Origin of the sequence: Psychromonas antarctica (assembly GCF_022267535.1) — a bacterium.
Classification (GTDB): Bacteria; Pseudomonadota; Gammaproteobacteria; order Enterobacterales; family Psychromonadaceae; genus Psychromonas; species Psychromonas antarctica.
On sequence record NZ_JAHNZV010000210.1, the window covers coordinates 1 to 2,198 of the forward strand.

Consider the following 2,198-nt stretch of genomic DNA (forward strand, 5'->3'; position numbering starts at 1 on the left):
GCTGGTCGACTGGTACTAGGGTCGTGTTTTACACGAGTGAATATATAACTGAAGAGCCGGATGCGGTAGTTCCGCACGTCCGGATCTGTGTGGGGTCGGTCTGGTAACAGATCGTTCTACCACGATGGCATCAGTGTTATGTACTGTTAATGTTAAAAATTAGGAATTGAAGTTGAGTACTGAAATATTGGCGGTTATAGATACCGCAGTAAAAATAGGCCTTGGGGCAATAATCGCTGGAGTTTTTACACAATTAGCAGCTAAAAGACAGTTCAGTAATGAATTGGAAAAAAGAAGCTATGAAGATAATAAACAATTAATTAAAGATACGGCACTGAATATTGGGAATTCATATACATCTTTGAACAAGTTAGCTGTCATTTTACGTAATTCGATTTATCACGGAAAGCTTGAAGACAATAGTGTTGTTGTAAAAGAGTCACATGCATGCATTCTTGAGTCTCAAAACTATTTAAATACTGCGATGGTAAATTCAACTTTGTTGGGTGTAAGTGATTTAAGAAAAGAAGTTGAATCGATATCATTCTTGTTAAATAAAATGTTGAACATTATAGATAAAGGTATATTTGAACAAAAATCACTGGAGCTACTCCAAGTAGAGTCAGATACAATTGAGAAGGTTAAATTTAAATTAAATAAATTAATTACAGAGGCTTATAAAAATGCCTAACAACACGCCCTGAGGTGGACCACAAGTTAAAATTAGCTATTTTATTGCAAATGTTAACAATGGCGAACCTCTGCGTTTCAACGCTTCTAAATATTTAGATTCATCATATGGCGTGTTGGTTTTCCAACACCTAAAAACTATCCTTATCCACTTGAAGGCCAGTGACCTTATGATGCTGTTATGGGGTTTCCCTTTGCTTTTTTGTTGTTCATAATAAGCCTTTGCCCAAAACGAATAACGTATAGAAAACCCTGCCCATTCAACAAATGTTTGTCTTAAAAATGTCGGGCAACTATAACGCCAATGTGTCCACATTTTCTTTCCGCTACGTTCAATAACCGGTGCAATACCAGCATATTGTTGTAGTTCAGTGGCATCATGGTAACGCTCTCTGTTACTGCCAAATGCAACTAATAAGCGCGGAGCAAGTTGTGGACCTGCACCAGGTAAACTATCAAAAATCACTTTGTCGTGCTGTTTTTTGTAAGCTGATTTTATTGCTTTATCGAGTTTTTCAATCCCTTTCAGCAACACTTTAGATTGTGCAATGAGTACCTCTACTAACATTTGGTTCGGTTCGATCACACCTTTGTCCTCAGTTAACGGCATTGCACTCTTGATACTGATAATTCGCGCATTGTTAACCTCTGAGTAATGTGAGTTATGGCTATCGAAGAAGTCGAGTAAAGTTTGTTTTCTGGCCTTTTTCACCTTAGCAAGTGAAGGCCATTTTTGAATGAAGTCACAAAATATAATGGTGTCTTTTTCCCCAAACCATTCAAGTGCTTGAGGGTAGTAGTTCTTTAATGTTGCTGTTATTTTATTAGATAAATCCACACTGTCTTGCACTAAACCACGGCGGTACTCAACCAGCTGTGCGAGTGTTCGCATCGTGACTGATTCAGGGGCAATCACGGATAGTTTATCCATGTGTAGGGTAAGAATCTCAACCTGTATCAAGGCATCAGATGGGTCATCTTTTGCCCCACTTGGGGTAAATGCCTTGCGGTATTTCGCAACCGTTGAGGGATTCACTGTAAATAAGGTGAGATGATCGTATTTGGCTAAGGCATAAATTAATGGGCCTTTTTTAAGTTCACAGACAATCGCAATTTTTTGATTTGGATAGCGCTGTTTGAGGCTCATTGCCCATTCATGCAGTGCTTCAGGTTTATGCTCAATAATCGAATAGTGGTATTTATCTGAGTGAGTCGGATGCTCACAAATGTCGTGCTTTTTATCCGCCCAGTCAATGCCAATTAAAACAGCAAAATTATCAACGTCATATCCTTTCATTTTGAAGCTCCTCCGCGTAAAGTTAACGATGGAATGTGCTTAAAGCTCGTTTCTCGCAGGTCTTATAGATAGTCGTGGTAGGCGATCCCTGAGTATGCGTTTTGAAGCGAGTTGTTCTGTTGGCTCGAACGTCTTGTTAGAAACATCGTATGTTTAGCAAATCAATATTCGTAACCAACAGAAGCATGTTCCACTTATATAATAGGAAATG

Annotated in this window: 2 protein-coding genes; one reads left to right on the forward strand and one right to left on the reverse strand. The window is 38.7% G+C overall.

Annotated features, from left to right (window positions below):
• Positions 1 to 172 precede the first annotated feature (172 nt).
• Positions 173 to 691, forward strand: a complete 519-nt coding sequence (locus KSO91_RS16975; protein ID WP_238744204.1) for a hypothetical protein — start codon at positions 173 to 175, stop codon at positions 689 to 691.
• A gap of 36 nt (positions 692 to 727) precedes the next feature.
• Here the strand turns inward: KSO91_RS16975 and KSO91_RS16980 are convergent, their stop codons facing one another.
• The gene (locus KSO91_RS16980) at positions 728 to 1,987 is read right to left on the reverse strand and encodes an IS110 family RNA-guided transposase (RefSeq protein ID WP_238744205.1); all 1,260 of its coding nucleotides are present in this window, start codon (positions 1,985 to 1,987) and stop codon (positions 728 to 730) included.
• Positions 1,988 to 2,198 lie beyond the last annotated feature (211 nt).

Bases quoted from the DNA above. Each gene is read 5' to 3' on its own strand.
- KSO91_RS16980 (WP_238744205.1), bottom strand. From the start codon at position 1,987: ATGAAAGGATATGACGTTGATAATTTTGCTGTTTTAATTGGCATTGAC.